Origin of the sequence: Pleomorphomonas sp. T1.2MG-36, assembly GCF_950100655.1 — a bacterium.
Lineage (GTDB): Bacteria > Pseudomonadota > Alphaproteobacteria > Rhizobiales > Pleomorphomonadaceae > Pleomorphomonas.
Map to the genome: position 1 here is coordinate 960,764 of NZ_CATNLY010000012.1, position 23,478 is coordinate 984,241.

General features: G+C 64.8%; 17 protein-coding genes. 9 read left to right on the forward strand and 8 right to left on the reverse strand.

Features of this window, described 5'->3' with window-relative positions; all coding sequences use genetic code 11:
- Position 1: 1 nt before the first annotated feature.
- From QQZ18_RS11290 to QQZ18_RS11300, 3 genes are read right to left on the reverse strand one after another with little or no spacing between them, the layout of a single operon-like run.
- The gene (locus QQZ18_RS11290) at positions 2-2,299 is read right to left on the reverse strand and encodes a CHASE2 domain-containing protein (RefSeq protein ID WP_342398920.1); all 2,298 of its coding nucleotides are present in this window, start codon (positions 2,297-2,299) and stop codon (positions 2-4) included.
- The gene (locus QQZ18_RS11295; RefSeq protein ID WP_284540986.1) at positions 2,253-4,844 is read right to left on the reverse strand and encodes a FecR domain-containing protein; all 2,592 of its coding nucleotides are present in this window, start codon (positions 4,842-4,844) and stop codon (positions 2,253-2,255) included. Before QQZ18_RS11295 ends, QQZ18_RS11290 begins: the two co-directional genes overlap by 47 nt.
- A gap of 1 nt (position 4,845) precedes the next feature.
- Positions 4,846-6,231, reverse strand: a complete 1,386-nt coding sequence (locus QQZ18_RS11300) for a tetratricopeptide repeat protein (protein WP_284540987.1) — start codon at positions 6,229-6,231, stop codon at positions 4,846-4,848.
- A gap of 203 nt (positions 6,232-6,434) precedes the next feature.
- Here QQZ18_RS11300 and QQZ18_RS11305 point away from each other — a divergent pair, with 203 nt between their 5' ends.
- From QQZ18_RS11305 to QQZ18_RS11330, 6 genes are all read left to right on the forward strand, one after another.
- Entirely contained in the window at positions 6,435-8,405 is a 1,971-nt protein-coding gene (locus QQZ18_RS11305; protein WP_284540988.1) for a cysteine peptidase family C39 domain-containing protein, read from the forward strand.
- Positions 8,402-10,195: an ATP-binding cassette domain-containing protein gene (locus QQZ18_RS11310; protein ID WP_284540989.1), complete on the forward strand. Its 1,794-nt coding sequence runs from the start codon at positions 8,402-8,404 to the stop codon at positions 10,193-10,195. The genes QQZ18_RS11305 and QQZ18_RS11310 overlap by 4 nt, the downstream gene beginning before the upstream one ends.
- Positions 10,196-10,312: 117 nt before the next feature.
- Positions 10,313-12,490, forward strand: coding sequence for a SulP family inorganic anion transporter (locus QQZ18_RS11315; RefSeq protein WP_284540990.1), 2,178 nt, complete (start codon positions 10,313-10,315; stop codon positions 12,488-12,490).
- Positions 12,483-13,433, forward strand: a complete 951-nt coding sequence (locus tag QQZ18_RS11320) for a GNAT family N-acetyltransferase (RefSeq protein WP_284540991.1) — start codon at positions 12,483-12,485, stop codon at positions 13,431-13,433. The genes QQZ18_RS11315 and QQZ18_RS11320 overlap by 8 nt, the downstream gene beginning before the upstream one ends.
- A 218-nt stretch (positions 13,434-13,651) precedes the next feature.
- Complete coding sequence (locus QQZ18_RS11325) at positions 13,652-13,966, forward strand: NHLP leader peptide family natural product precursor (RefSeq protein WP_284540992.1); 315 nt, start codon at positions 13,652-13,654, stop codon at positions 13,964-13,966.
- 210 nt (positions 13,967-14,176) lie between these two features.
- A complete protein-coding gene (locus QQZ18_RS11330; protein WP_284540993.1) occupies positions 14,177-14,488 on the forward strand; it encodes an NHLP leader peptide family natural product precursor in 312 nt (103 codons plus the stop codon).
- 243 nt (positions 14,489-14,731) lie between these two features.
- On the opposite strand, the gene QQZ18_RS11335 is transcribed toward QQZ18_RS11330, so the two are convergent.
- The 4 genes from QQZ18_RS11335 to dhaK all read right to left on the reverse strand — a co-directional run bounded on the left by QQZ18_RS11335 (position 14,732) and on the right by dhaK (position 20,121).
- The gene (locus QQZ18_RS11335) at positions 14,732-15,676 is read right to left on the reverse strand and encodes an ABC transporter permease subunit (RefSeq protein WP_446728638.1); all 945 of its coding nucleotides are present in this window, start codon (positions 15,674-15,676) and stop codon (positions 14,732-14,734) included.
- A gap of 58 nt (positions 15,677-15,734) precedes the next feature.
- Complete coding sequence (locus QQZ18_RS11340) at positions 15,735-17,234, reverse strand: sugar ABC transporter ATP-binding protein (protein ID WP_284541033.1); 1,500 nt, start codon at positions 17,232-17,234, stop codon at positions 15,735-15,737.
- 119 nt (positions 17,235-17,353) lie between these two features.
- A complete protein-coding gene (locus tag QQZ18_RS11345; protein ID WP_284540995.1) occupies positions 17,354-18,295 on the reverse strand; it encodes an ABC transporter substrate-binding protein in 942 nt (313 codons plus the stop codon).
- Between the two features lie 128 nt (positions 18,296-18,423).
- Positions 18,424-20,121: a dihydroxyacetone kinase subunit DhaK gene (dhaK, locus tag QQZ18_RS11350; RefSeq protein WP_284540996.1), complete on the reverse strand. Its 1,698-nt coding sequence runs from the start codon at positions 20,119-20,121 to the stop codon at positions 18,424-18,426.
- 246 nt (positions 20,122-20,367) lie between these two features.
- Here dhaK and QQZ18_RS11355 point away from each other — a divergent pair, with 246 nt between their 5' ends.
- From QQZ18_RS11355 to QQZ18_RS11365, 3 genes are all read left to right on the forward strand, one after another.
- A complete protein-coding gene (locus QQZ18_RS11355) occupies positions 20,368-21,165 on the forward strand; it encodes a class I fructose-bisphosphate aldolase (protein ID WP_284540997.1) in 798 nt (265 codons plus the stop codon).
- A 10-nt stretch (positions 21,166-21,175) separates the two neighbouring features.
- The gene (locus tag QQZ18_RS11360) at positions 21,176-22,501 is read left to right on the forward strand and encodes an FGGY-family carbohydrate kinase (RefSeq protein WP_284540998.1); all 1,326 of its coding nucleotides are present in this window, start codon (positions 21,176-21,178) and stop codon (positions 22,499-22,501) included.
- A gap of 21 nt (positions 22,502-22,522) precedes the next feature.
- Positions 22,523-23,250, forward strand: a protein-coding gene (locus tag QQZ18_RS11365; protein ID WP_284541034.1) for an IS5 family transposase whose coding sequence is annotated in 2 segments (ribosomal slippage) — positions 22,523-22,826 and positions 22,826-23,250 — 729 coding nt in all. Because the reading frame shifts where the segments join, the coding sequence is not laid out codon by codon here.
- Positions 23,251-23,263: 13 nt separating this feature from the next.
- Here the strand turns inward: QQZ18_RS11365 and QQZ18_RS11370 are convergent.
- Positions 23,264-23,478: IS3 family transposase (locus tag QQZ18_RS11370; protein WP_284540999.1), on the reverse strand; the 215-nt coding region annotated here is incomplete at its 5' end.

Sequence of the window (23,478 nt, forward strand, 5' to 3'; positions counted from 1 at the left end):
GCTACTTGGAGCGTGCGACATAGACGCCGTCCCAGGCCTCGCCGGGGGGCTCGGCGAGAAGGGAAGCAAGGCGTTCGGCATAGATCTCGTAAAGGGCGCCGATCGTCGGAGGAGCGATGCCGCGCAGCACGCCAAGGCGCGCGCGAGCGGCGATGAAACTTCCCCGGCGATAGAGGCGGATGAACTCGTCGTGCTGCTCTTGCAGAGCGATGAACTCTGGCTGGCGCGCCAAGGTCTCGTCGCCCAGAAGGGCATGAAGGCGAACCGGCGCCGACCTGCCCTTGACGCGGACGAGATCCAGTTCGAGGAAGGCGAAATCGGGAACCGCCTGACGGGTGAACTCGCTGATGGCGATGTCCACGCCGTAGAGCTTCGTCAGGCTTTCGATGCGCGAGGCAAGGTTGACGCTATCGCCCAGTGCCGAATAGCTGAAGCGCTGCGCCGAACCCAGATTGCCGACGCAGGCCTCGCCTGTGTTGAGGCCGATGCCGATGCGGATCGGTTCCGATCGCGAGCGGTTGAGCGTGTCGACGACGCCGAGCATGGCGAGCGCGGCGCGGCAGGCCTTCTCCTCGTGCCGGTCAATGTCGAGCGGCGCATTCCAGAACGCCATGATCGCATCGCCGATATACTTGTCGATCGTTGCCTCGCCTTTCAGCAGCACGTCGGTCAGCGGCGTCAGGATGTTGTTGATGAGGCCCGTCAGCGCTTGCGGGTCCATCCCCTCCGACAGCGTCGTGAAGCCGCGAATATCCGAAAAGAGCACCGTCACGCGCCGGGTTTCGCCGCCGAGCTGCAAGGCGCGCGGTTCGTTGGCGAGACGCTCGACCAGGGCCGGGGCGAGATAGCGCCCGAAGGCGTTCTTGACGAACCGCTTCTCGCGGTTCTCCAGCGCAAGGCGCAACGGGATGAGGACGAGAAAGACGACCAGCAGCGTCAACGTCGGCCCCACCGGATCCAGCAGGTATTGCCCCTTGGCGAAGGCAAGCCAGGATGCGGCCACAAGCGCGGCCGACAGGAGCAGAAAAGCGAGCGTGCTGAACAAGGCTCCGCTTCGGCTGGCAACCCCGATCAGGATCAGCCCCGAGAGGAACGCGGCAAGCAAGGTTGCGCCTTCGGCCCAGTCCGGCTCCTTCAGGAAGGAGCCCGATACGATCTGGTCGATGATTTCGGCGTGGACGTTCACACCCGGCATGGCCGACGCGATGGGCGTGGCGACAATGTCGCGCAACCCAACCGCGCTGGTGCCGATCAGAACGATCCGCCCCATGACCGCCGCCGACGCTTCGGCGCTCATCCGGTCCGTGGCGAGGTCGGCCGCCCGGATCACGGACATGTTCGGCATTCCGGAGTAGTAGACGCGCATGCGGCCGTCGGAGTCGGTGGGAACGGTCAGCTCCCCGACGCGCAAGTCCACCATGGCCGGATTGCCGCCGCCACCCTGACCGCTCGCATCGCTGGTGCGGATCACGAAGCCCGAGGCGCCCTGGGCGATCCGCAGCGTCTCCACGCTGAGGGCAGGAAAGATCTCGTCGCCCGCCACCGCCGCCAGCGGCATGGCGCGGATCACGTTGTCCCGGCTGGTTGCGAACGAGAAGAATCCCGCCCCGGTGGCTGACGTCTGCAAAGGCTCGATGTTGCGTATGGCGCCGTGGAAATGCGTCAGATACTGGCGCGGATCGGTACCTCCGAAGGCGAAGCCGGCTTTGGGCTTCGGTGGCGTGTCGCGCCCCTCGTCCGTCAAGGCGAGCCCGACGGCCGCGTTGGCCTCTGCCAATGCCCTTGCGAGATCGGCATCGCTGTCGAGCTCCTCCGCTCCAGACGGCAGGCTGACGACCGCACCTCGTTGGCGCAGGTCGTCGACCGCCCGGCTCAAGGACAGGCGATCGGGCTCCGAAAACACGATGTCGAAGCCGATGGCGGCCGCTCCGAGCGCATGCAGCCGATCGACGATGGTCGCGATGACCCGTCGCGACCACGGCCATTGGCCGAGTTCGGCAATGGAGGCCTCGTCGATGTCGACCACAACCACCGGGGGCTCCGTCGCCTCCCTCGGCAGAAGCCGCTGATAGCCATCGAACAGCTGGTTCGTCAGAACCTCGGTGGCGGCCGGCCACGTGCGCATTGCGATGAGGCATATCGCAAGCACCAGAGAGCCCGCCACGAGGGTCAACCGGCTCAGTGACGATGGGCGCGCCGCCCCTTGCCCCGAGACCTGCGTCATTCGATCCTGCCACCGGATATCGGAGACATCAGTTTCTGTCTCCAGCGAAGATGCCGGAGGCCGACCAGCCACCATCCGAGGTGGTGAAGGCGCCGATCATCCCCTCGGCGGCCAATCCGTTGCCGTTCACGAACGAGCCGGTCAGCGAGGTGCTCCCGTTCGTGCCCGTGAAGGTGGAGGAACCGGGGAAGGAAACATTGCTACCGAAGTTGCGCCCATCAAAATCGCTGATCGCCACGCTGCCCGTACGGGACCCGAAATCGACGGAGGCCGCCATGTTGCCGGTCGCGACATACTGGCTGCCGCCATCCAGAACCGTTCCAACCGCGTGCCCGGAATAGGTGGCGGTTCCCGAGGCGGGCATGTCGAGATTGGCCGTGACGTCGCCGATCACCCAGTTGCCCAGGTGCGCCGAGATGATCGAGCCATCCCCGGTGTCGGCCTGTCCCCACCAGCCCCAGCTCAAATAGGAGCAGTCGCACAGCTTGGCGGAAGTGCCACCGTCGAAGATCTTGACCGGGGCGAGTTCCGAGTTGACGACATAGGAACGATTGTTGGAGCCGGAGGCCGCGAAGGCGGCATCGTCGAGGTAGACGGCGCCACCGTAGTCGTCGCTAAAGCCGATCTCGTCGTTATAGAGGTTTCCATCGTCGTCGAACTGCTTGAAGTTCGCGTTGAAGGTGCCGTCACCTCCGTTGAACGTCATGCGGGTCGTGCCCGCTTTCAGGGAGACGGTTCCGTCCGTCGACATGGCAACGGAGTTGTAACCGGTGAGGGTCTTGCCATCGTAGCTGCGGCTGACGGTCTGATCTGTCGAAGCGAGATTGGCCACGTGCGCCGTCGCGAAGTTCGTCGTGCCGATCGGAAGGGACATGCCGTAGTTGGGCCTGTCCTTGAACTTGGCGCTCGCGTTGTCGAGATCATTGGTCAGAACGAGATTTTGTCCGTTCGATCCGAAGACCGACGTTCCGCCCCCGGCGCCGGCAGCACTGGTCACCGTGCCGGAATAGGAAACGCTGCCGTCGGTGGCGTCGAGCCTCTGGCTGCCGCCGCGCTTGCCGACGAACCCGTAGGAAACGTCGTCTCCCAACAGTTCGATGCTGCCGGTCGTCGCTCCGATCGCGCTTTTCTGCCCGGCTCCCGTTCCGTCGATCACCAGCCAGGCCTGAAGCCCCTTGGCCTTAACGTCCGGATTGCTGTTGGCCGGCGTTCCCGCGACCAGGAAATCGCTCGACTGGGCACCGCTCATGTCGACGCCCGACAAACCAGGCCCATAGGCAAAGGGGATTGCCGCCCCGTCCCCCGTCGTCAAACCGCTCAGGGCGTCCGCCGTCAGTGAGTAACGGCGCGTACCCGAGGAGAGAAAGGCGTTGGAAACGTTCGCTGTCGGCGTTCCGGCAATGACATAGAGCGGGTCGCTGCCATTGGTCAGCATGTAGGCCCTGAAGCCCTCCAGGCCCGCATAGCCGAAGCCGGAATAGGTCGAGCCGCCATAGGCGACGCCGCTGATGGCCTGCCTCGAGAAAGCACCGTCGGCATAGACCGGCAGGGTCAGCGTGGTGCCGTCGTTCAGTGATGCCGTCCCGTTCGAGCCGGCAGCGCCAGTCAACGACCCCTGGCGATCCGTTTCGGGCGAGCCACCGAGAATGCCGTTGCCACCACCGTCAGCGGGATCGCGGGAGGTCAGGGCGCGTATGGCGACTGCGCGCGTTCCCGGCGTTTCCGAGGCCTTTTCGGCGGCGCGTTCGACGGAATCCGTCTGCGCGGTTTCCACGATCTTTTCGGGAAGCTTGTCCGGGCGAGGAAGCGGCACCGGAATGTTCGAGACGAGGGGACTGCCGGAGTTGTGCTGGTCGACGCCGCTGTTGCGAACGGTCTGGTCGCTCGGGGGCTTGGTGGCGCCGCCGGTCGTGCCGGGGTGCCCGGCAAGCTGGTCCTGCACGGTACGCACGAAGGATGGCGGCGTGCGGATGACCTGGGCCTGCCCGCCATCGACGACGACCGAGTATCCGGCCTTGAAGAGCCTGTTGCTGACCCCGCCCGCCGTCAGCGTCACCTCGTGGCCGAAAATCAGCGACACATGGGGCGGAGCCGAGGTTCCGCCGTCGCTCCCACCGTTTCGCGCCTTTCCGTTCCCTTTCCCCTTGTCTCCGGATTGCTGGCCCATCTTGCCAAGGTCGATATCGACGACGGCGCCGCGAATGCCGGCCGTGCCGATCGGGGTGTTGATGGTCGCGCCGCCGGGGGTCTTCGACGTCCGTCCGCCGATGAAGCGCATGAAGCCCTTGGAGAGGCTGGCGGAAACCTTGGCCGTTCCGGCCTGCGGGTCGTAGACGAAACTGTCGATGGTCAGGCGGGAGTTCGGCCCCACGGTAAACGTGGTTCCATCGGCCAGGAGAATCTGCACCAGGCCTTCGCCGCTGGTGTTGATCACCTGATTGTGGATCACCTCGTCGCCGAGCGTGATGGTCTTCGCCGCGCCACCCGGGCGCTGCGCCTCGGCGGCGGGGTTGACGGCAGAGGTGACGCCAACCCGCGTCGCGGCGCGGGCATTCTCCAACGGCGTGGCGATGCAGAGCGCGACCCCGACCGCGACGAGATAGTTCTTTGACGGAGCCATGTCAGAAAACCTTTTTCAAACCAATGCTTAGGAAGAAATTATCGGACTTGGACGTATCGTAGTTGGACCAGGCGTGCTGGTAGCCTGCCTGCAATTGAGCGGCGAGATCCGTCTCGATCGGAATCGTCTGGATGAGGTTGACGCCCCATTTGATCGTGTCCTGGCTGTCGGTGCTGACCATGGGATCGGCGGCGTCATAGACGCGGCGGGACAGTTGGCTGGACAGCGCGAGATTCCAGGCGCCGGGCAGAGCCTCGATCGGCGAGGCGTAATCGAAGGACAAGCCTGCGACGCCACCAAGCTGCCAATAGGTGTTGTAGGCCACCTCGGCGTTGAAGCGGTCGGCAATGCCGGCAAGTCCGGCGCTGACCGAGGGGCTGAGCCGATAGGTCGCCGCCATCTGAACCTGGAAGTGGTCGCCGCTTTTCTCGGCCATGGTCGGATGGTCGTCGGAGTTGAAGAAGGTTTCGCGGCGGTACTCCCCCCGCAAGCCGTAGTAGGCGTCGGTGCTCGGCCTCGCACCGAGCAATGCGCCGCCGCCGTAGGAGCCAAGAAACGGCTCGCCGGACAGCACGGCACCCGCCCCCACGCCATACAGATCCAGCGAGTACCCCTCGAGCCCGAACCGGTTGAGATCGAACGATGGACCGGCGGTCATTTCGAGAAGGCCGAGATTGAGGTCCGACCGATCCCGGTAGAACTCGGTGTGCCCCTGACCGTTGAGCTTGAACTCCACGCCCTGAGCCGGAAGGTCGAAGACGGAGCGGAATTCTCCGCTGGCGAAGAGATTCACATCCGGCGAGCTTCGCGCGTCTTCGGACAGCTCGTAGTTCAGTCCTCTCAAGTTGACCAGCGACGACGTCGGACCGCCGTTCGCGTTGGTCTGATAGCGCGTGCCGATGGTGTAGGATCCCGAGAAGCCGATCCCGTCGCTCTTCTGGTCGATGGCTTCCAGATAGGTCGCGACCTTCTGGCGCACCTCGGCCGGTACGTTCGGCGCGGCAACGGCCGCCTCGAAGTAGCCGCGGGCGGCTTCATAGGCGCCCAGCCGGAAGTAAAGAACGCCGAGTTCCAGTTGCAGGCGCGGAAGGCCCGGAGCGAAAATCAGCATGCGTTCGAGGGTGGCGATCGCCCCTTCGAGATCGCCGACCTGGGAGGACAGGGCTGCGTATTCGAACGCCGCGTCCAGGTTGTCGGGGTGGTCGAGCATGACCTGGAACAGCGCCGTGCGCCGCTCTTCGATCTTGACCACCTCGCCCGCCGAAGCGCGCGGCGGACGATTGCGATCGTCGGATGCCGCGCTGGCGACGTGGACCGTCGATGCCACCGCCAGGAGCGCAAAAACGGCAAAAAGCGCGGGGCGTCTGCCTCGAGAAATCATCTTCATGAACATGGGATCACTGAAACTACCTATAGCGTCCCGTCCCTCTAGCATGAAGCTCGGCGACTTGACGCGAAATCAACGACTTACGAGATGCCCTTCCGTCCCAAATTGATTGCATTTTGTCCCAAGGGGCGCTTTGCGCTGCCATTGGGGGCCGCCGTCGGCTATTGCGGCGGCATCAACTGGGGCTTCGTGTCACCGCCCAAATGGGATTCTCGCTTCGCTCATCGCCACGCCGGACAACGCAAACGCCAGACATTCGTCAGGGCGAGCACGCGGAATGCGGCCTTGCTGCGCTTGGGATTCTTCTTGGACACCATGGTGTCCATCTCTCTCTCGGAGAGCTGCGGCAGCGCGCCAGTTCGACGTTGCTCGGGTCGACCTTGCGGCAGCTACGCCAGATCGCCGAGGACGAGGGATTTACGACAAGCGCGCGCCGGGCCGAACCTTCCGACCTGGAAGCGCTCGGCCTGCCGCTGATCGCCCATATGCGGTTCATCCACTTCGCCGTCGTCGAGAAGATCACGAAGGACGCCGTTTATCTGAACGATCCGTCCGCCGGCCCCATGACGATGACGCGCGAAGAGTTTTCCCGCGACTTCACCGGCATCGTTCTCCGACTGATGCCAGACAAGGCAAAACGGCGAGGGCGGCCCTTCTCGCTCGTTCGCTCCATGATCGCCGCTTTCAGGCCAGAGATGGCCATGTTTTCGTTTGCTGGCGTTCTGGCCGCGATCAGCGGAGCCCTGACCTCGGTGGGCTTTCGGGCGCTGTCGGGGACAGCTGACGGCACCGCGCTCTTCGCCGTGCCGCTGGCTCTGTCGGCCGCAAGCCTGATCGTCGCCTTTCTTCTTGCCGCCCTTCTCGCCTTTGGTGCGACGAACGCGGCGCGGCGACACGTCATGGCGCACCTCAGCAGGACACCCGATCTCCACTATCTCGAGGCGAGACCGGATAGAACGTTGGTCTTTCTCGCCGCTTTGCGGGCGTTGCAGCAAAACGGCACCCCCAACGCCGGGCTGGCGCTTATCTGGACCGCTTTGTTCCTTGCTCTTTCCGCGTTGGCAGCGCCCATCCAGGCCCTTCCAATTGCGGCGCTTTCCATCCTTCAGGTTGGCGCAATCCTGCGCACCTCTTTCCGTCGCTACGGCTACGCCGCCCGCTTCGGCAGGAACGCCATGCCGGTCCGTGCGCTGACCGAGAGCTATCTGGTGGAATCGGCCTGGTACAGGATAGGACGCGGCACCGACTTCCTTTTCTCATGGCTCGCCGGAACCCACGCGCGAGAGGCTTCAAACGCCCTGAAAGCCGCCGAAGAGCACGACGTCGCGGACGCGTTCGTCGTGATGCTCGATCTTTGCAAGATCGCCCTGCCGATCAGCCTTTCGGCGTGGGGTCTGGCGAGCGCCAACGACCTCCTGTTCGGTCTCATCATCGCGATGGCGAGCAGCGCCATGCTCCATGTCGCGTCCTCCACTCTGAGCATCCGTCGCCTCAAGGACGCCATGCTGCGCCTGTCCGATCCCCCGCCCGAGCCGACACCGAGGCAGTCCCTCCCACCGACTGCGCCATCGGCCGCACGCCTTATCATGGACGATGCCGGGTGGTCGCCGGCCGGCATGGCCTTTCCCATCGTCTCGGGGCTGTCGCTCGGTCTCGGCACCGGCGAGGTTGCCATTGCCCATGGCGCACCCGGCGCAGGGGCGACGACGTTCGCCCGCCTCGCGGCCGGACTGATGGAGCCGACATCCGGCTATGTTCATCTCTCCGGCTCGGCGGTTCTCATCGACCATCAACGCTTCCTGGTGCCGGGAACGCTGCGGCACAACCTGTCCCTCGGAACTCCGAACATCGACGACCGAGCCATGCGATCAGCCCTTGAAGCGGTGGCGATGGACGCCGTGGTCGCCCCTCGCGGCGGGCTGGACTTCATTCTCAAGAACGACCAACCCCGCTTGAGTGGCGGACAGATTCGGCGGCTGATGATCGCACGGGCTCTTTGCCGATCCCCCGCCGTTCTGGTCCTCGATGGAGCCTTGGACAACGTCGAGACGGACCTTGCCGGCTCCATCCTCGCCAATCTCGTCAAACGCGGGCTGGCCATCGTGGTGACGACCAAGAACCTCGATCTTCTTCGCTTTGCCGATCGCCCCATTGAGCTGGGAGACATGGCATGAGCGGCGAGGACGTTCCGAACGAGCGAGTCCGCTTCCGAAGGGTGCGTTTCAAGACGCCTCCGAAGCAATGCGAGGATGCCGGTCCACTGGTGATCCGCATGGCGGACGGAGCGAGGCTGTTTCGTCACGGCAGGTTGCGAAGGGCGATTCCCGAGCGCGCCGACCGCATCGACATGGTGTACCCCACGGCGCCCGTTGGCAGGCTTTCGCTTCGATCGTGGATCGCCCGCTGGCGTCCCGCGACACCCTACCCGGCCCATCTGGCGGACATTGTGCTCTGCGGAGTTCCGACTTACCTCGCGCTGCTGCCTTTTCTGCTGTTTCAGGCTCCGAGCGACGTCACGCGCGGTGGCCTGATCGTTGGTGCGATGCTGCTTTTTATCGCCTCGCGGCGAAGCGAAAACCGGCTGAGACGCGACGAGAGCCTGCGCATCCACGCCCGGTTATGGGATCGCATGCTGCGCTCGCCACCGCCTCCGGCTGCCCCGGACGATCTTTCAAGCGACGCCCGAAGCCAGGTCTTTCAGTTGAAACAAGCGCTCGGGAGCGCCCTCGCAGCGGCCCGAGCATTGCGGCGGATCACCGCCGGCGCGACCTTGATGGTGGCGCTAGTGCTCGGGCTTTTCTTCGTTCGGCACTCCCTCCCCCCCCACGCTCTGTTGGCCTTCCCGGCCGGTGCCTTTCTGATGGGCTTCTTGGTCGCGCTGGGACGCGGTCGGCTTCGCGCCCGGCTTGACCTGGAAACGGATCAACTCGATCGCATCGAGAGCAGATACGCCTCTCGCATGCCTCTCCTGAGACAGCTCGGCCTTGGAGACAGCGTCCTCAGCGAACTGGAGGGTTCGGGACGACGGCAGGCTCGCTGGACTCTTTGGGCCGAACTCGTCCGGATCGTCGACAAGCTTCTGCCCGGTGTCGTGGCAGCCGCCGCTCTCGTCGTTACCATTCGAGAGCGCGGAGCGCCGGGCGCCGACCTGCCCGCCCTGCTTCTTTTCATACCCGCCGTTCACGGAGCAACCCGGCTTGGCCGGCACGTTGCACGTTTCTGGTCGGCCCACCGCCGGATCGCCGAGATGAAGGAGAAGCTCGCATCCTCCGCCGAGGACGACGAAGCCGAGCCCGGCGCTGTCGACGAGGTCTCTATCGCCGGCATCCGCTTCCGCCACGACTGCGCTCCCCGCCCTCTCATCGAGAACCTCTCCCTCACCCTGAAGCGGGGGAACATCGTCGCCTTGACCGGTCCGTCCGGTTGCGGGAAATCGACGTTACTCGACATTCTGACCGGTCTCTGCCAACCGCAATCCGGCGTCATATCGGTCAACGGCCGCGAAATGCCGTGGGAATCCTTGTCCGGCTATCGCGCCCGCATCGCGCGCGTCTTCCAGGACAGCATGGTCGGGTCTTCCACAATTCGCACCGCCATCACCACCAACGCTCCCGATGCCAGCGACGCCGACATTCGCCGCGCGGCGGAGGACTCAGGCCTCTCGCCGGCGATCGCCACGTTGCCCATGGGGTTCGAAACGCTGCTGGTCGAAGGCGCCATGCCCGCAAGCCTGCTCCAGCAGGTGCTGGTCGCCCAGGTGCTGGCACAAGAGCCGGACCTGCTGGTCCTCGACGAGACGCTGTCCGGCCTCGATACCGAAGTCGCCAAGGGGATTGTCGCTGCCGCGCGACGGCGAAACATCATCCTGCTCTATGCCACCCATCGTGAGGATATCGCGGCACTCGCCGATCGACGGGTCGAGCTTCCGTCGTCGCTGGAACGAATTGCCAGTATTGCGGGATGAAATGATGGCTTGGCCGTTTTGCTCAGGCAACCGGCGCACCTATAGGATCGCCACTGCTGCCCCGCTCTTCCGTCCCGCCGGGCTCCCTTGTGAGCCGGCCACCAGGCCTCCCCCAACATGGCGATCCGCAAGTATCTGCATTCCATCATGTTCGGGCTGATCGCCGGCATCGACAGCCTCGGCACGAGCGTCGCCTTCGCGGCGCTGATCTTCTCCGGAACGCTCGCCACCGGCTTCGGCAAGGGCGTCAGCGTCATGCTCGTGAGCTGCGTCATACTGGCCATGTATGTCGCCTGGCGGAGCGGCCACCGCGCGAGCCTCGCCCAAGTGCAGGAAACGAACATCGGCATTCTCGCCGCAGCGGTCTCAGCCGCCGCCGCGTCCATGGCGGGGGCGACGGACGCTGCCCGGATATCGACGGTTTTCGCCATTCTCGCCATCAGCACCATCGGTACCGGCGCGCTCTGTTACCTCTCGGGGCGCTTCCGGTTCGGCGTGCTGATCCGCTTCCTGCCCTATTCGGTGATCGCCGGCTTTCTGGCGGGGTCCGGCTGGCTGCTGATCGACGGCGCGCTGATGATGATCAGCAATGAAGCGAGCCTGGCGGACATCGCGCGCTCGACGGTGGAGCCCGCCATCCTCGCCGTTCTCATTCCGGCGATCGTCTTCGCGCTCGCCATGAGCGCAGGGTTGCGATTGACCGCGAACCCGGCCGTCGCCCCCGCGATCACCCTCCTGTCGATCGGCTTGTTCTACGGGATCGTGTTCTCCGGCAGCCTGTCGTTCGAAGAAGCTCGGCACCTGCACTGGTTGCCCGAGGTCCCTCCCGATCAGGCCGGGCTGTCCCTGCCCTCCCCCCTTTCGGTCCTGACGCAGGCCGACTGGCGGGTCGTCGTCCACATCCTGCCGATCATCGCCGCCATACCGCTGATCACCATTGCCGGCCTGCTGCTCAACACCAGCGGCCTGGAGGCGGCAACCGGTCGGGATATCGATGCCAACACGGAACTGAAGATCGCGGGCCAGGCCAACCTCGCCGTCGGCGTTCTTGGCGGAGCGCCCGGCTTCACCGGGTTGGGGATGACGCTTCTCGCCGGCCGGCTCGGGGTCAGGGATCGATCGGCCGGGCTTGCAGCGGCGCTCGTGCTTGCGCTGGCCTTGCCGTTCGCCACCGAGCTGGCCTCGGCGATTCCCCTCTTCGTCGCCGCCGGCCTGATGCTCATGCTGGGCGGAGAACTGGTCTACGACTGGGCCATCGCGTCCCGCCGGGCCTTGCCCACCCTCGAATGGGCGGTGGCGCTGGCGATCGTCGTCTCGATGATGGTCTTCGGCTTCGTCACCGGCATCGCGCTCGGCCTGATCTTCGCGATCGCCACCTTCGTCTACAACTACGCCCGTCTGCCCGTGGTGCGGCTGGAAGCGAGCAGTCGCGAGAGGCGCAGCCGGACGGATCGCTCCTCCACCGCCAACCACATTCTCGACGCGAACGGTCATCTCATCCAGATCATCGAACTGCAGGGTTATCTGTTCTTCGGCACCGTCGAACAGATCGTCAGGGCCGTGCAGCGCCGGATCGGCAAGGAGGCTCCGCCGCGCTGCCTGATCATGGATTTCCGCAGCGTCAGCGGCATGGATTCGGCGGCGATGGCCGGGTTCGTCAAGATCTTCAACATGTTGGCATCAGCGAACGTGAGCGTGGTCCTGTCCCCCTCGACCCCCGACGTCCGGGAGTTGGTCGAACGGGCAAGGGAGGCGCGCGGCCGAGCCATTTCAGCGACCATCGAGGCCGACCTCGATCATGCCCTGGAGGTGGCGGAGGACGAACTTCTCGCCGCCCATGGCGACACGGGGCAAAGCATCGGCATAGCCGCGCATCTGGTCCGTGAGCTCGGCCCGCACCCCCGGCTTCCCGCGCTGATCTCCGTCATGCGGCGCATCGAGATGAAGGCTGAGGAGACGCTGATCTCCGCGGGGGACGAAGCGAGCGACGTCTTCGTCCTGGCATCCGGGCGGGTGAAGGTGCAGGTCACGCTGGCAAACGGCCGCAAGCTGCGCCTTCGCAGCATGACCGCCGGCGCCATTCTCGGCGAAGTCGCCTTCTACCTCGGCGGCAAGCGAACCGCTGACGTCATCGTCGAAGAGGACGCCGTTCTTTTCTGCCTGACCGGAGAGACGCTGAAGCGGCTCGAAACGGACGACGCAGAGCTGGCGGTGCTGGCCCATCGTCTGTTCGCCGCAACCCTTGCCGAGCGCTTGGCGCTCGCCAACCGCTTGGTGCAGCTAGCCTATGCGTAATCACGGCAGAACGGACCGCTCCGCGGCGCAGGATGGAGTCGAACTCCGGCTCGTCGACAATCACGAGATGGCACAGCTCGGGAACCTGACGTTTCCCGCCTATGTCACCGCGTTCTCGGAGGCACTCTCCGAGGGTTCGCAGATGCGACCCTTTCGATTGGCAGCCATCGAGAAGGGCAATCCGATCGGTCTGGCGCTGGCGACGATGTACATGGATTCCGGGCAGGCGGAACTGAGGTCGCTGGTGGTTGCCAAGGACCATAGGAACGCGGGAACGGGTCGCTCGCTTCTTCTAGAGATCGAGACGCGACTGAGGGACGCCGGGTGCAAGGATGTTTCGGCGCGGTTTTCTGATCGGCTACCCGGCGCAGGCAGCTTTGCCGCATTGCTCGTCGGCACCGGCTGGAGTGCGCCCGAACCCGAGCGAATTCGCATCCTCGGCCGTGTGGGCAAGACAAGCGAGGTGTTTCGCGACCGGGAGCGCCTCGTCCAGCGTGCGCTCCGCGATGGCCTCTCAATCGTGCCATGGCGCGATCATGACGGCGATCCCAGAGCCTTGATCCTGCGGGAAATCGAGGCCGGGCGGGCACCAGAGTGGACGCAGATCGGCCTCTCCGACGACACCGTCGACCCGGACTTCTCGATGATCCTTATCGACGGTACCGGCGAAGTGGTCGGATGGGTCATCTGCCAGTTTCATCCCGGAGTACGCCGCTGGGGCTTTCCGGTTGGCTGGATCCATGAAGAGCATCAAAGGCGTGGCTGGCTGCTCGTCGCCTACGCACAAGGGGCGCATCGCATCGAAAAGCTCCACGGGGCTGATGCGATCGCCGTGTTTGAAAGTTCCTCCGGTCTTCCAATGATGTGGCGTGTTCTGGAGCACAGGTTTGCGCCTTACGCTGATCACGTTGACCGAGTGCTTGTGTCAGGAAAGCATCTCTGAGAGCGCGAGCGGCCGATACTTCGAGGGGCGGGACGAAACTCCAGCAATGAGAGACGATTTGTCTCGTTACAGCGCTGGCTTCATTTTCCTGACAATCATAAGATTTCAATGGCGCGAAGCGTTGCGAGACCAGCTTTTTGGAAGTGACGCGTCGCTGGTCTCACTTGGCCAAACAAATCAACTGAGCTCCTTTCAAGCAAATGAACACTGAGGAAAACATGTCCGACACCATGACTGCCGTGCGCAACCAGGTTTCCGGAAAGCTTATCGAACGTGCCCAGACCGACGGCGATTTTCGCGCCCTTCTCAAGTCCGAGCCGCACAAGGCGCTACAACAGCTCCTCGGCGTCGACCCGATCCCTGGCTTCAAGATCAACGTGATCGACGAGAAGTCCGGCGAGATCAACATCGTCCTGCCGGCGGAAATCGCTCAGGACGAACTCCCCGACGAACTTCTCGATCTGGCCTCCGGTGGCGTAAGCTTCTCCTCCTTCGTCTTGTACGGCGATAACCACAAGAAGCCGGCCAAGTAAAATGAGGGCACCTTAGCGAAACTAAGAGTGGCCTAGTTGGTGTTTTCCCAACGATCCTTTCGATGATGCTTGCCCCCTGCGGTCGAGAGGCGGGACGAACACATCAACAAGAGACGATTTGCATTGGCGTCTCGGGGGGACGCTTAGCAGGTCGACATGGCCAGCCAAGTCAGCCGGCCTTCTTTCAATCAAATGAACACTGAGGATAACATGTCCGACACCATGACTGCCGTGCGCAACCAGGTTTCTGGAACGCTGATCGAACGTGCCCAGACCGACGGCGATTTTCGCGCCCTTCTCAAGTCCGAGCCGCATAAGGCGCTACAACAGCTCCTCGGCGTCGACCCGATCCCTGGCTTCAAGATCAATGTGATCGACGAGAAGCCCGGCGAGATCAACATCGTCCTGCCGGCCGAAATCGCTCAGGACGAACTGCCCGACGAACTTCTCGACCTGGCGTCCGGTGGCGTGAGTTTCTCCGCGTTCGTCGCATCCCGGCCAATCTATAAGCCAGCCAAGTAAGGCTTCGGCAACGGAACGAAGCGAGACGCGACGCCTGTAATCCGGCGACGCGTCTCTTACACAGCCCCACCTATCGGTGCGTGTTACCCGCGCGGGCTGTGCTGGAACCTGCAGTGTCTGGAGGCCAACGCAAGGAACCTTCAGCCAGCCGTAAAGTGGCCGGCCGGCACGTTTATGGCCATCTCCTTGTATTGCATGGCCCCAAGGGATCAATGAACGGTGGCGGCGCCGGAGCTCAGGACGTCACCCACGCGACCGATGATAGCGGTCGAGCGCCACGGCGGCGATGATCACCAGGCCCTTGACGATGTACTGCCAGATGTCGGAGACGCCGACCAGGATCAGTCCATTGGTCAGAACCGCGATGATCAGCGCGCCGATCAGCGTGCCCCAGATCGAACCGATGCCGCCGACGAGGCTGGTGCCGCCGAGAATGACGGCGGCGATGGCGTCGAGTTCATAGGCCTGACCGAGCTGGAGACCGTTGGCTGCGTAGAGCCTGGCCGCGCTCAGAACTCCGCCGAGACCGGCGAACATGCCCGAGATGGCGTACACGAAGACGAGCACGGCCGCGACGCGGATGCCGGCAAGGCGCGCGGCGTCCTCGTTGCCGCCGATGGCATAGATGTAGGTTCCGAGCACCGTCTTCCGCAGGATCACCCAGGAGAGGAAGATGCCTGCGAAGGCGATGACGACCAGCCAGGGCACGCCGAACAGCGCGCCATTGCCGATGAAGGCAAAGGGCATCGAGGTGTTGAAGACCGTCGTGTCGTTGCCGATCAACCGGGCAAGGCCGCGCACCGCCGTCAGCGACCCAAGCGTGGCTATGAACGGCGGCAGCTTGACCACGGCCACCAGCAGTCCGTTGGCAAGGCCGCAGAGCAGCCCGACGCCGAGACCGGCGGGAATGCCGAGATAGCCCCAGCCGGGAATGAGCGAGCCCAGGACGGACACCATGGCCGAGGCGGCGACGATCGACCCGACGGAAAGGTCGATGCCGCCGGTCAGGATGACGAATGTCATGCCCGAGGCGAGTGTGGTGTTGATCGCCGCCTGCTGCATGACGATCGACAGGTTGACGAGCGTGATGAAGCGCCCGGACAGCAGCTCGAAACCGATGCAAAGCAGGATGAGGATCGGCAGCATGCCGAACAGCTGGATGGCGGTTTGCAGGCGGTCGGCGCGCACCGGCGAGCCGACGCCGGTCGTGTTGATGGTGTTGGACAACTGAATCTCCTCCGCTTGCTCAAGCGTCAATGGCGGCGGCGCCGGTCGAATAGGCCATGATGGCTTCCTGCGTGATCGGACGTTCGGGCGTCGCCGTGATCTCGCCGGCAATGCGGCCATCGCGCATCACCAGCACCCGGTCGGCGACGCCGATCACCTCCGGCAGTTCGCTCGAAATCATCAGCACACCGATGCCGTTTGCCGCGAGATCGTCGATCAGCCGATAGATCTCGGACTTGGCGCCGACGTCGACGCCGCGCGTCGGCTCGTCGAGGATCAGGACGCGGGGCTTCGTCTCAAGCAGGCGGGCCAGAAGCACCTTCTGCTGGTTGCCGCCCGACAGCGCTCCGGTCTTCGCCGCCATGCCGGTGGCCCGAACCGCCAGCGCGGTCATCGCCCGGCCAGCCCGCTCTCTTGCCTGGATGACGTTGGAAAAGCCGCAGTAGCGAGCATCGCCAGCGGCGACGTTGATATTGATGTTGTCGCTGATCGACATGTCGAGGAACAGGCCGAGCCGACGGCGATCCTCGGTGAGATAGACGATGCCCGACGCGATGGCGTCTTGCGCCCGGTGTATCTCGACCGGCCGGCCATCGATGGCGACGGTCCCGTGGCTCTTGGGATCGGCGCCGTAGATCATTCGGGCCAGTTCCGTTCGGCCAGAGCCGACCAGCCCGGCCAGGCACAGCACCTCGCCGGCCTTCAGATCAAAGGAGCAGCCGTGAATGCGCCGGCCGTCGCCGATCTCGCGCACCGACATGAGCGTCTGGCGGTCGGCGGTGGGCCGGTGGTCCTTCTTGTAGAAGGAGGAGACGTCGCGACCGACCATCATCGCCACAAGGCGCTCGGCGGTGATTTCGTCGCGGGCGAGCGTGCCGACATACTGGCCGTCGCGCAACACGCTGACCCGGTCGGAGAGAGTGTAGATCTCTTCCATGCGATGGCTGATGTAGATGACGCCGATACCATCGGCCTTGAGGCTGGCGATGATCTCGTAGAGACGTTCGGTCTCGAGCGTCGACAGCGACGTCGTCGGCTCGTCCATCACCAGAATGCGGGCGTCGGAGGCAAGTGCCCGGGCGATCTCCACCAGTTGCCGTTCGCCGAGCGAAAGACGCGACACCACCGTCGACGGCGAAAAAGAGAGGCCGAGGCGGGAGAGGACGTCGCGACAGGCGGCTTCCTGCGCTCCCTTGTCGGTGAAGACGCCACGCCGCTGCTCGCGACCGAGGAAAATGTTCTCGGCCACCGTCAAGTTGGGGGCCAGCGACAGTTCCTGATAGATGACGGCGATGCCCGAGGCGCGGCCGGCCTCCGGTCCGTCGATGCTCACGAGGGCACCGTCGATCAGGATGGATCCGCCGGGATCGGCGCGATAGGCACCGGACAGGATCTTCATCAGCGTCGACTTGCCGGCGCCGTTTTCGCCCATAAGCGCATGCACTTCGCCCCGGCAGACCGAGAGCGAGACGTCCTTCAGCGCAGCCATGCCGCTGAAGGTCTTGCTGATGTGGCGCATCTCAAGCAGAGGCGCCGCCCCGTCCGTCGGTTCGTTCACGGCTTTTTCTCCCGATCGGTCAGCTGTCCAGAAATGCCGCCGCGGCAGGGGGGAGCGCCGCGGCGGCAGGTTGCTGCCTGTCAGCGTTCGGCATCCCATCCGATGTAGCTGTTCACGTTGTCAGCCGTGACCAACTTGGTGTCGAGCAGCACCGGCTCCGAGGGCTGGCTCTCGCCGCGGAACACGGCCAGCGCCATCTCGGTGGCCTTGGCAGCCATCGCATAGGGATCCTGGGAGGAAGAGGCGACGATCCGGGTTTCACCCGACTTGAGGGCGGCGACGACATCGGGAGCGCCGTCGACGCCGGCAATGATCATCTCCTGCCGGTTGAGCTGCTTGGCAGCGAGATCGGCGCCGAGAGCGGTCGGATCGTTGGCTCCGAACACGGCGTCGATGTGGGAGAAGCGGGTCAGGAGACCCTGCATGACGGCGAAGCCGCCATCGCGGGACGCCTTGCCGTCCTGGTTGTCGGACAGGATCTTGATGTCCGGGTACCCGGCGAAGGCCTTCTTGCAACCGGTGACGCGGTCGATGATCGAGGACACCGGCGGGCCGTTGATGATGACGACCTCGCCCTTGCCCTTCAGCTGGTCGGCCAGATACTTGCAGGCCATCTCGCCGGCCTGGACGTTGTTGGTCATGACCGTGACGTCGGCACCGTTGGCCGAAACGTCGAAGGCGCCGACGGTGATGCCCGCCGCCTTGGCCTTGGCGATGGCTGGCGAAATGGCGTTGGCATCGACCGAGTTGATCATGATCAGACCGACACCCGAAGCGATGAAGTTGTCGATCTGGGTGGCCTGCTTGTTGAGATCATAGTCGGCACCGATCACCGTCACATCGGCATTCGGGGCAGCCTTGACGACCGCGTCCTTGGCGCCCGCCACCAGCGGGACGAAGAACGGGTTGCCGAGCGTGCCGACGGTGATGCCGACACGTTCGGGAACCTTGTCGGCAGCGACCGCCGGGAGCGCCGCGAGCGCGAACGCGGCGGCAGCCATGAGATATGTTGCTGGCTTCATTTGGGGTCTCCTCCTTTTTCGAGCGGTACGGCGGATCACTGCCGTCGCATCGCCCTTGGCAGACAAGCGGTCTGCATTCCGGAACGGCCGTTCGCTACCTCCAGAACGGCCGCACCAAACTCACATCGTCAGGCGTTTTTCGGGGCAATGACTCCCGCGGTGGCCGACAACCAGACGACCACCGCCTCCGCCCCCGGATCGGGATGGCCGACCGCGCGGTCGCCGAGATAGCTCGAACGTCCGCGACGCGAGGTGATGGCAGCGGTTGCCGTTGCGCCCGCAGCGGCGGCTTGAATGGCTGCGGCGAGAGCGCCGCGCGCGTCGTCATGCTTGGTTTCAAGCGCCTCCACCGCCGGCACCAGAGCATCGAGCATGGTTCGATCGCCAACGCGGGCATCGCCGAGCCTGGCCACGGCGTCCGCAGCGGCCTTGAGCGCCTCGTCCCAAGCGGCAGCGCCGCCCTCCCGGCGCTCGACCGCCGCGGCGGCACTCATCAGGCCGACGGCATAAAGCGCGCCGGACGTGCCACCCACCGACTTACGAACCGTCGCCGACAGGCGCCGCAGGGCCGCCGGCCTGTCGAGATGGCGGTAATCATCGAGCTCTGCCAGAATGGCCTGCGAGCCGCGGGCGAGGTTGAGGCCGAGATCTCCGTCGCCCACCGCCTGATCGAGGGCGGTGAGACGAGGCTCGTCGGCGATCAACGCCTTCGCGGCCGCTTCTATGGCGGCAACCAGCACCCCATCGCCCTCGCCGGCTCTTTGGGTGGTTTCGGCGCGTGGGGTCGGTACAACAACGGGCACGGAAGGAGAAAGCGGCGCGGCCGAGACGGGCCAGGCCGACGCCGACGTGGGCGCATCGAGAAGGTCGAGGAGTTCGTCGTCGACGACCAGCGCCGACAGCGAGAAACCGGCCATGTCGAGAGCGGTGAGGAAGGCTCCCGTCCACATGCGCGACACGTGAACGCCGAGCGCCTCGGCGGCGCGAACCGCCTCACCGGCCACGATGGACATTTCCATCGACGGCGTCGCACCGAGATTGTTGACAAGCAGCGCCACGCCGTCCCCGGCCTTGATGCCGCGATCTTCAAAGATGCGACCGATCACCGTCGACACCAGGGCGCGAGCCGGTTGCAGCCGGTCGCGACGAACGCCAGGTTCCCCGTGGATGCCGAGACCGAACTCGACTTCGTGGTCGGCGAGCGAGAAGCCGGGCCGCCCGGCGGCCGGTACCGTGCAGGGACTGAGACCGACGCCCATCGAACCAACCGCATCGATCACCCGCCGGGCCAGTTCGGCCACTTCGTCGAGCGGCTTGCCGGCCGCGGCGGCCGCACCGGCCACCTTGTGGACGAGAACCGTTCCGGCGATGCCGCGCCGTCCGGCAGTGTCGCTGCCAGTCGCCAGCGAAACGTCGTCGGCCACGATGACCATCTCGACGGGGATACCCTCGGCACGGGCGATCTCGGCGGCGAGGCCGAAGTTGAGCCGGTCGCCGGTATAGGACTTGACGATGAGGAGCACACCGCTCGGTCCGCCGACCGCGCGGATCGCCGCCAGGACGGCGTCGGTGGACGGCGAGGTGAAGACGTCACCGCAAACGGCTGCGGTCAGCATTCCAGCGCCAACGTAGCCGGCATGGGCCGGCTCGTGCCCCGAACCGCCACCTGAAACCAGGGTTACCTGACCTGAAGAGCGGACGGCATCGAGATCGGTGCGGACGATCACGCGCTCGCCATCGATGCGGCTGAGGCCATCGACCGACCGGACCAGACCATCGATCATGTCGTCGACGACCGCGCTGACGTCGTTGATGAGCTTCTTCACGCCTTCCTCCCGCTCGCAGTGTGCAGCTTCCGGTCCGGCAAGCCGTTTTGGCGTTATTGTACGGACAAGACGGACATTACGTTCGACTCCGAACCCTTGTCAAGCGGTGTTGACGGCGTGCCGCACAAAAGGTACTGATGTTTTGTCCGTACAATACTGACAATAGTGTTCTGCGAGCATAAACGTCCGGCGATACAGCCGTCCCCGCGCTCGGTCGGGACTCAAGAAAATACGAGGAGATGAACCATGGCCCACCACCGGCTCTCGACGAGCTACCGCATGAACCGGCTTTTCCATGAAGATCGGGCGGCACTGATCGTTCCGGTCGACCACGGCGTCGTCTGGGGCCGTGTTCCGGCTTTGGAAGCCCCGGTCGACGTCATCAAGAGCTACATGCAGGAAGATGTCACCGGCTTCATGGTGACCACCGGCATCGTCCGTGCCACCGAGGCCCTGCTGGCGCGGCAATCCCAGTTTGCCCGCGTGCTGGCCATCGACGCCTTCTGGTCGACCAAGACGCCGGAAAAAGGCACCGGCACCATCGTCGCCCAGCTCGAGGATGCCGTTCGCCTCGGGGTCGACTGCGTGAAGCTGCTGCTGCCGTGGAACGTGTCCGACGAGGAAAAGGTGCTCTACTGCGAACGCATCGGCCGCGTCATCTCCGAAGCGGTGAAGTGGGAGATGCCGGTCATGGTCGAGCCGGTTCTGCTTGCCGCGCCCCGCTCGGAAGAGGTCGTCAGGCAGGAGATCGAGGTGGCGCGCATTGCCTTCGATCTTGGCGCCGACATCATCAAGATCACCTTCCCCGGCGCCGAGGAGACCGCCCGCCTCGTCGAGGAACTGCGCATCCCGATCGTCATCGCCGGCGGCGCGCTGTCCGGTGACGCGAAGACGACGCTGACCGATTCGGAAGAGGTGATCCGGGCCGGCGCGCAGGGACTGGTGATCGGCCGCAAGGTCTGGCAGCGGCCGGAAGCCGAAGCCAAGGAGACGATCCGCGAACTGGCGCGCCTCACGCGTCAGCACTATACCCGCCACTGGTAAGGAAGGTGCGATGTCCGAGCTGTTCTGCGGCATCGATGTTGGTTCCACCAACATCAAGGTGATCCTGGTCGATGACCGGCGCGGCGTCATCGCCCGTCGTCATCGGCCGACGCCGCGGCTCGGACAAGACCATCCACCAGCGAGAGCCGGCGACGTCGAGCCACATGTTCTCATCCATGCGCTTGAGGACATGATCGTCGACGCCTGGCAGGCAGCGGCCGGCGGACAGCCGATCGCCGCCATCGCCGCGGCCGGGGTCGGCGAGGATGGATTCCTCGTCGACGCCGGGCTGCGACCGCTGACGACGGCCATTGCCTGGTTCGACAGTCGCGCAGAGACGGAGGCGACCTGGCTCGCCTCCGCCTGCGACCGTTCCGCCGACACCGGGCTCAGCTTCGAGCCAACCCGCACGGCAGCCAAATGGCTGTGGCTCGCCCGCCATCAACCGATGGAAGCGCCGGCAACGTGGATCGCATTGACCGACTACCCCGCCGCTTGGTGGGCCGGCGAGACCTTCATGTCCGAGACGCTGGCGGCGCGCACGGCCTGCTACGACATTTCTGGCCGCGCCTTCCTGCCCGAACTTCTTCTGGCCGCCCAGGCGCCAACGCTTCCGCCGGTGCGGATGGCCGGCGAGATCGTCGGGCAGATGCTTCCGGGGCGCCTGACTCGGTCTGGTGCGGCGACGACCGCAACGCGCCTCGTCGCCGGCGGCCACGACCATCCCGTTGCCGCCTCGGTGGCCGACCTCATGAGCCCGGGCGCCGTCGTCGACTCGCTCGGGACCGCCGAGGTCGTCTACGCGGAAGCCGAGTCTCCGGCGCCGCCCCGTCCGGGTATCGTCCGCTCGGTTCCCGTACTGCACCGAAGCCGCGAAGCGCGCTTCAAGGTGTTCGAGTTCTCGGCAACGCTGGCCGTGCTGCGGGTTCCCACGCCCGGCGGCGATCTGCTTGGCGAGTTGCTCGCCGCCGACCACATCCCCCTCGATAACGGCGCCCGCACCGACATGATGGCGCCCCAGGACATTGCTGAAGCTCTCGGCGGCGCAGATCCGCAAGAGGCCCGGCGCATTGCCGCGCGGCTCCTGGTTGCCGCGACCGAGGTGACGGCCGACATTCTCGACGATCTCGCCGCGTCGGGCATCGACAGCGGGCCGCTTTATGCGACCGGCGGCTGGAGCCGTTCCGACTCGTTGATGCGGTTGCGCGCCACCGCCCTCAACCGTCCGATCCGGCGCATCGGCGAGCCCGAGCTTGCCGCCTTCGGCGCCGCCCTGATCGCCGGCGCCCGGCCGGACCTGTCGCCTCTGTTGAAGGTCAGCGAAATATCCGCCTAGAGCACCCGCCGATCAGGTTGAATCGAACAGTGGGCAGCGATCGAACCACTGTTACCAACCCATCAGTCCGGCGCGCATCGCAAGGACGATCGGCGGATCATTAGCGGCATCATTCATGTCCTGAAGACTGGCTGTCGCTGGCAGGACTGTCCGGAGTGTTATGGCCCGCCGACCACGATCTACAACCGCTTTCACCGCTGGTCGGCGCGCGGCATCTGGCGGCGTCTGTTTGCGGCGCTGGCGGAGAATGGGTCTAGCGACATCCACATGATCGACAGCACGACAGCCAAGGCGCATCGTTCGGCCGCTGGCGGAAAAGGGGGGGCGAACTCCAGGCGATCGGCCGCTCTCGCGGCGGGAGAACGACAAAAATCCATGCTGTTGTCGACGGTTGCGGCCGCCCCATCGCGCTCAAGGTAACGCCGGGCCAACGCGGCGACGCGCCCGTTGCAGCGGACCTCATCGCGCCGCTTCCACCAAGTTTGCTGTGCGCCGCAGACACCGCCTATGACAGCGACGCACTCCGACGCTTCCTCATCGAGCGCGGCACCAGGCCAGTCATTCCCAACAACCCGACCAGAAAGCGCATCCAGCCCTTCGATCCCGCCGCCTACAAGCGACGAAACATCATCGAGCGCAGCTTCTGTCGCCTCAAGGACTGGCGGCGCATCGCAACCAGATACGACAAACTCGCAGCCAACTTCGCTTCAGCTTGCTACCTGGCAGCAATCGTCATCTGGTGGATCTGATTGAGTCTCGAACCTAGGTGTTCAGTCCCGGCGTTTGATGGGTTGGGTCGATGATGAATCGTTCCGGTTCTGAGGTCCATCGTTTGCAGATGAACTCGTAGGGTGTGAGGCCCTTGAGGGTCTTGAGCCTGCGGCCAAAGTTGTAGGCGTTGATGAAGTCCTGGAGGTGCTGTCGCAGCTGGTTGTGATCGTCGTAGTGGAAGCGTTTGACGGTGGCGTCCTTGATGG